The organism is Variovorax ginsengisoli (assembly GCF_030486595.1).
In the GTDB taxonomy this organism is placed as follows: Bacteria; Pseudomonadota; Gammaproteobacteria; order Burkholderiales; family Burkholderiaceae_C; genus Variovorax; species Variovorax ginsengisoli_B.
Genome location: NZ_JAUJZH010000008.1, coordinates 259,391 through 265,405, shown reverse-complemented (window position 1 = coordinate 265,405; position 6,015 = coordinate 259,391). Strand labels below are relative to the sequence as shown.

Sequence of the window (6,015 nt, the reverse complement as noted above, 5' to 3'; positions counted from 1 at the left end):
GCGCTACGAGAAACTCGAGCGCAGCTTCGTCGCCCTCAACCACCTTGCCGCTGCCATCATTGCCTTCCGCAAGGTACCTGCCGACGTCAACATAATTTACGGATAAGTTCTTAGTCAGTTGAGGACAGAGCAAAAACTGCTGCGCAGTTTCTTGGTCTGTCCCGCAAGGTCTCAGGAAGTCGAGGACAGAGCAAAAACTGCTGCGCAGTTTCTTGGACTGTCCCGCAAAGTCTCAGGCCCGCGGCATGATCGGGGGATGATGACTCCCCCCTCTTTCTCGATTTGCGTCTATTGCGGCTCGCGTCCCGGCGAGCGTCCTGAATTCACCATCGTGGCGCAGGCGGTGGGCCGCTGGATCGGCGAGCGCGGCGGCCAGCTGGTCTACGGCGGCGGTCGCACCGGCCTCATGGGCACCGTGGCCGAGGCCACCCGCGCGGCCGGCGGCCGGGTGGTCGGCATCATTCCCAAGGCCCTGGTCGACAAGGAACTCGCCAACCGCCAGAGCGACGAACTGCACGTGGTCGACACCATGCACGAGCGCAAGGCCATGATGGGCGAACGCGCCGACGCCTTCCTGGCCCTGCCCGGCGGCATCGGCACCTTCGAGGAACTGTTCGAGATCTGGACCTGGCGCCAACTCGGCTACCACGACAAGCCGGTGGGCATCCTGAACGCCGGCGGCTACTACGACGGCATGCTCTCCTTCCTGGCCGAGAGCGTGCGCGCCGGCTTCATGAACGACTGGCAGATGACCCTGGTGCGCACCGGCACCGACGCCCCCGCCCTGCTCGAGTCCCTGGCCGACGAAGCCAGGCGCCACCCCAAAGGCGACAAGCTGGCCGAAGTTCTTTGATCGCGAAGGGGCTGGCGCAGCCAGGCCCAAGTTGGTGAGACACCGCGGAACTGGCTCTGCCAGGCCGCCGGTGTCGCCCCCGGACGGGGGTGGGCGCCCGGACACGAAGTGCCGGGCAACCTGGGGGCGAGCCTATACAGCGGCTTCGTCTTCTTCGCCGGTGCGGATCCGAACCACGCGCTCGACGTTGGTGACGAAGATCTTGCCGTCGCCGATCTTGCCGGTGCGCGCGGCACTGACGATGGCGTCGACGCAGCGTTCGACGTCGGCCTCGTTGACGACCACCTCCACGCGCATCTTGGGCAGGAAGTCGACCACGTACTCGGCGCCGCGGTAGAGCTCGGTGTGGCCCTTCTGGCGGCCGAAGCCCTTGACCTCCGTGACGGTGAGTCCGGTGACGCCGACCTCAGCCAGGGCCTCGCGCACGTCATCGAGCTTGAACGGTTTGAGGATGGCGGTGATTTGCTTCATACGGTCTTTCTTCCGGCGGTTTCGTTGAACTTGCTGGTGATAGGGTAGCGCCAATCCTTGCCGAAGCTGCGATGGGTGACGCGGATACCCACCGGCGCCTGGCGCCTTTTGTACTCGTTGATCTTGATGAGGCGCGCCACCCGCTCGACGACAGCGCGTTCGTAGCCGGCGGCGATGATTTCGTCGATGCCTTCGTCGTCTTCCATGTAGCGCGCCAGGATGCCGTCCAGGATGTCGTATGGCGGCAGGCTGTCCTGGTCGGTCTGGTCAGGCCGCAGTTCGGCGCTGGGCGGCCGGGTGATGATCCGCTCGGGGATCGGCTCGGTGCCGGTGCCGTACGGGTCGTGCGCATTGCGCCAGCGCGCCAGGGCGAACACGGTGGTCTTCAGCAGGTCCTTGATGACCGCGAATCCGCCCGCCATGTCGCCGTACAGCGTGCAGTAGCCGGTGGCCATCTCGCTCTTGTTGCCGGTGGTCAGCACGATCGAGCCGAACTTGTTCGACAGCGCCATGAGCAGGGTGCCGCGGATGCGGGCCTGCAGGTTCTCTTCGGTCGTGTCCTCGGCCAGGCCCTTGAACTCCTCGGCCAGCGCGCCGCGGAAGGACTCGAAGGTGTGCTTGATGGAGATCTCGTCATAGCGCACGCCGAGCCGCTTTGCCATTTCGCGGGCGTCGATCCAGCTGATGTCGGCGGTATAGGGCGAGGGCATCATCACGGCCCGCACGCGGTCCTTGCCGAGCGCGTCGACCGCGATCGCCAGCACCAGCGCGGAGTCGATGCCGCCCGACAGGCCGAGGATGGCGCCCGGAAAACCGTTCTTGCCGATGTAGTCGCGCACGCCCACGACCAGCGCATCCCAGAGCTGGGCCTCGGGCGCGCGCGGCGCGGCGACAGCGCCCTCGCTGCGCACGAAGCCGACGCCGGTCGCGCGCAGTTCGAGCTGGGCGAAGACCAGGCGCTCCTGGAAGCTCTCGGCCTGCACGACCCTGGCGCCGTCGGCCTCGAGGGCGAAGGAGGCGCCGTCGAACACCACCTCGTCCTGGCCGCCCACCAGGTGCGCGTAGACCAGCGGCAGCCCCACCGCGGTGGCGCGCTCGGCCATGCGCGCGACCCGCTCGCCCTCCTTGCCGACATGGAAAGGCGAGGCATTGATGACCGCGAGGATCTCGGCGCCGCCGTCCTTGGCGAGCTGGGCCGGGGCGTCGAACCAGGCGTCCTCGCAGATCAGCAGACCGACCCGGATGCCGCCGGCCTCGAACACGCAGACGCCGTCGCCCGGCGTGAAGTAGCGGCGCTCGTCGAACACCTGGTAGTTCGGCAGTTCGCGCTTGGCGTAGGTGTCGAGGATGCGGCCTTCGCTGAGCACGCTGGCGGCGTTGTGGCGCAGCTGCACCGCGACCGACCGGCTGCGCAGGCTGCCGCCCGTGGGATGTCCCACCACCACCACCATGCCGTCGAGGTCGGCCAGTTCGGCGGCCACGGCGCGCACCGCGTCGTCGCAGGCAGTGACGAAGGCCGGCCGCAGGAACATGTCCTCGGCGGCATAGCCGCAGATCGACAGTTCGGGCGTGAGCAGCAGGCGCGCACCCTGTCCATAGGCGTCGCGGGCCGCGTCGACGATCTTGCGAGCGTTGCCGGCGAGGTCGCCCACGACGAAATTGAGCTGCGCGATGGCGAGTTTCAGGGTCATGTCGATGTAGAAAAAAAGGCTGGTCGATTATGTCATCGGCCTTCGAATCGCATGGCTTGCGGACCACGTTCCACGCGCCGCGGCGCGGGCTGTTACCCTCGACGGGCGATGCGCACAGGTTCTTCTTCCCCCAGCTTCTCCGGCGCCGTTGCGCCCCGGCCCCAGGGCCGGGCCTACCTGCTGCTGGTACTGGCGACGCTGACCTGGGGCGCCAATGCCGTGGCGGCCCGGCTGGCGGTGGGTGAGGTCTCGCCGATGATGCTGACCTTCTCGCGCTGGATCGTCTGCTGCCTCGCACTGGCCCTGAGTTCGCGACGCGAGATCTCGACGCACTGGCGGGCCTTGCGGCCGTCCTGGCGCTCCATCGCCTTGATGGGCACGCTCGGCTTCACCGGCTTCAACGCCCTCTTCTACGCCGCGGCGCACCACACCACCGCCATCAACATCGCGATCATCCAGGGCACCATTCCGGTGCTCGTGCTGCTGGGCGGTTTCATCTTCTTCGGCAGCCGGATCGGCCTGCTGCAGATCGTCGGCGTGCTGGTGACGCTGACCGGCATCGTGGTCGTGGCATCGCGCGGGCAGTTCGCGCTGCTGGCCGGCCTCGCCTTCAACATCGGCGACCTCTGGATCGTGCTGGCGTGCCTGCTGTATGCCGGCTATGCGCTCGCGCTGCGCAACCGGCCGGCGGTGCCGGCCATCGTCTTCTTCGCCGCGATGGCGGCGGTGGCGGCCCTCACCTCGGTGCCGCTGGTGGTGGCCGAGATCGTCACCGGCCACTTCTTCATGCCGACCGCCACCGGGGTCGCCCTGATCATCTTCATCGGCCTGCTGCCGAGCTTCGTCTCGCAGATCTTCTTCATCCAGGCGGTCGAGGCGATCGGGCCGGCGCGGGCCGGGCTGTTCCTGAACCTGGTGCCGATCTTCGGCCCGCTGCTGGCGGTGCTGGTCCTCGGCGAGCCGCTCTCCGCCTACCACGCGCTCGCATTGGCGCTGGTGCTGGGCGGCATCTATATCGCCGAGTCCTTCGGGCCCGGCAAGCAACGCTGACCCCACGCCCTTGACCACGCCGATCGTCCGCATCCACCGCTCGCCGTCCGAGATCGACGACGCCGACTGGGACGCACTGCTGGCCCTGCAGCCTGCGCCCTCCCCGTTCATGCGCCACGCCTACCTGGCCGCGCTCGACGCCAGCGCCAGCGCCTCGCCGGCGAGCGGCTGGACGCCGCAGTTCGTCACGCTCTGGCGCGGCAAGCAGTTGATGGCGGCCTGCCCGCTCTACATCAAGGACCATTCGTACGGCGAGTACGTGTTCGACTGGGCCTGGGCCAACGCCTACGAGCAGCACGGGCTGGCCTACTACCCGAAGGCGGTCTGCGCGGTGCCCTTCACGCCGGTGCCGGGGACGCGCCTGCTGGCCCGCGATGCCGAGAGCCGCGCCTTGCTGGTGCAGGCCCTGGTCGCCTGGTGCAAGGAGGAGGAACTGTCGTCGCTGCACCTGCTGTTCGGCGCCGACGAGGACATCGCCGCCTGCTCGGAAGCCGGCCTGATGCTGCGTCACACGGTCCAGTTCCACTGGGACAATGCCGACTGGCCAAGCTTCGACGCTTTCCTCGCCAGCCTCGCCCACGACAAGCGCAAGAAGATTCGCCAGGAACGCCGCAAGGTGCACGACGCCGGCGTCTCCTTCCGCTGGTCGCGCGGCACCGACATCCGCGCGGCCGACTGGGATTTCTTCTACCGCTGCTATGCCCGCACCTATCGCGAGCACGGCAATCCGCCCTACCTGAACCGCGACTTCTTCCATCGCATGGCCGCGGCCATGCCCGAGGCCTGGCTGCTGTTCATCGCCGAGCGCGAGGGCAAGCCGATCGCGTCCAGCCTGATCGCGCTGTCGGCCGGGCCCGGCGGCGCGGACGACTCGCCCGCGCCGCGGGTCGCCTACGGCCGCTACTGGGGTGCGCTCGAACGGGTCGACTGCCTGCATTTCGAGGCCTGCTACTACCAGCCGCTGCAGTGGTGCATCGAGCACGGCGTGCGTCGCTTCGAAGGCGGCGCCCAGGGCGAGCACAAGATGGCGCGCGCGCTGATGCCGGTACGCACGACCAGTGCCCACTGGCTGGCCCACCCGGCCTTCGCCGACGCGGTCGAGCGCTTTCTGGAGCGCGAAGGCGCAGGCATCGAGAACTACATGGACCACCTGGGCGAACGCAGCCCGTTCCGCCACACCGCAGCCGAATGAACAAACGCCCCGCGACCGAGATCGCGAGGCGTTGATTTGCTGCGGCGGCGTTTACTTCTTGTAGTTCGCGATGCCGTCCATGATTTCCTTCTTGGCGGCATCGATGCCTTCCCAGCCGAGCACCTTGACCCACTTGCCGGCCTCGAGGTCCTTGTAGTGCTCGAAGAAGTGCGTGATGGCCTTGAGGCGCATCTGGTTCACGTCTTCCACCGTCTTCCAGTGGCTGTAGATGGGCAGCACCTTGGTGGTCGGCACGGCCAGCACCTTGCCGTCGACACCGGCCTCGTCTTCCATCATCAGGATGCCGATCGGGCGGCACGGCACCACCACGCCAGGCACCAGCGCCCAGGGGGTGATCACCAGCACGTCGACCGGATCGCCGTCGCCCGACAGCGTCTGCGGCACGTAGCCGTAGTTGGTCGGGTAGTGCATCGCGGTGGTCATGAAGCGGTCGACGAAGATCGCGCCCGATTCCTTGTCGACTTCGTACTTGATCGGGTCGGCGTTCATCGGGATCTCGATGACGACATTGAAGGCTTCGGGGGCGTCTTTGCCGGGGGAAACTTGGCCGAGGGACATGGTCTGACTTGGAGTAGTTGAAAGTGTTAGCGGGATGCGGACAAACCCGAAGTTTACTTTCCATGTCACCGGACAGTCGCACACAAAGCCGTTTTTGCCTGTAAATTGCCCACGTTGGCCAATCGGTCCCTGCCTTTCACGGCACCGGGGCTTCGAGGAAGCAACGCGGCGGAAGCACT

At 67.1% G+C, this 6,015-nt stretch carries 6 protein-coding genes and 1 pseudogene; 4 read left to right on the top strand and 3 right to left on the bottom strand.

Annotation, left to right across the window (positions count from 1 at the left end; genetic code table 11):
* Nucleotides 1-106, top strand: a pseudogene (locus QZH52_RS14040) (IS5/IS1182 family transposase); the annotation flags it as partial.
* 153 nt (nucleotides 107-259) lie between these two features.
* The gene (locus tag QZH52_RS14035) at nucleotides 260-853 is read left to right on the top strand and encodes an LOG family protein (protein WP_301809970.1); all 594 of its coding nucleotides are present in this window, start codon (nucleotides 260-262) and stop codon (nucleotides 851-853) included.
* 132 nt (nucleotides 854-985) lie between these two features.
* Here QZH52_RS14035 and QZH52_RS14030 read toward each other — a convergent pair whose 3' ends face one another.
* Both QZH52_RS14030 and QZH52_RS14025 read right to left on the bottom strand, forming a co-directional pair.
* Nucleotides 986-1,324, bottom strand: coding sequence for a P-II family nitrogen regulator (locus tag QZH52_RS14030; protein WP_286368035.1), 339 nt, complete (start codon nucleotides 1,322-1,324; stop codon nucleotides 986-988).
* Entirely contained in the window at nucleotides 1,321-3,015 is a 1,695-nt protein-coding gene (locus tag QZH52_RS14025) for an NAD+ synthase (RefSeq protein WP_301809939.1), read from the bottom strand. The genes QZH52_RS14030 and QZH52_RS14025 overlap by 4 nt, the downstream gene beginning before the upstream one ends.
* Nucleotides 3,016-3,123: 108 nt before the next feature.
* Between QZH52_RS14025 and QZH52_RS14020 the strand changes: the two genes are divergently transcribed.
* Both QZH52_RS14020 and QZH52_RS14015 read left to right on the top strand, forming a co-directional pair.
* Nucleotides 3,124-4,065, top strand: a complete 942-nt coding sequence (locus tag QZH52_RS14020; RefSeq protein ID WP_301809936.1) for a DMT family transporter — start codon at nucleotides 3,124-3,126, stop codon at nucleotides 4,063-4,065.
* Nucleotides 4,066-4,075: 10 nt separating this feature from the next.
* Entirely contained in the window at nucleotides 4,076-5,257 is a 1,182-nt protein-coding gene (locus tag QZH52_RS14015) for a GNAT family N-acetyltransferase (protein WP_301809934.1), read from the top strand.
* A gap of 51 nt (nucleotides 5,258-5,308) precedes the next feature.
* Here the strand turns inward: QZH52_RS14015 and ppa are convergent, their stop codons facing one another.
* Nucleotides 5,309-5,836 carry an inorganic diphosphatase gene (gene ppa / locus QZH52_RS14010; protein ID WP_286528793.1) on the bottom strand — a complete coding sequence of 176 codons (528 nt, stop codon included), beginning with the start codon at nucleotides 5,834-5,836 and terminating at the stop codon, nucleotides 5,309-5,311.
* Nucleotides 5,837-6,015: the final 179 nt, after the last annotated feature.

What these genes read in the sequence shown, in the direction of transcription:
- QZH52_RS14030 (WP_286368035.1), bottom strand. Translation starts at nt 1,324, where the DNA reads ATGAAGCAAATCACCGCCATCCTCAAACCGTTCAAGCTCGATGACGTG.
- QZH52_RS14035 (WP_301809970.1), top strand. Translation starts at nt 260, where the DNA reads ATGACTCCCCCCTCTTTCTCGATTTGCGTCTATTGCGGCTCGCGTCCC.
- ppa (WP_286528793.1), bottom strand. Translation starts at nt 5,836, where the DNA reads ATGTCCCTCGGCCAAGTTTCCCCCGGCAAAGACGCCCCCGAAGCCTTC.
- QZH52_RS14025 (WP_301809939.1), bottom strand. Translation starts at nt 3,015, where the DNA reads ATGACCCTGAAACTCGCCATCGCGCAGCTCAATTTCGTCGTGGGCGAC.
- QZH52_RS14020 (WP_301809936.1), top strand. Translation starts at nt 3,124, where the DNA reads ATGCGCACAGGTTCTTCTTCCCCCAGCTTCTCCGGCGCCGTTGCGCCC.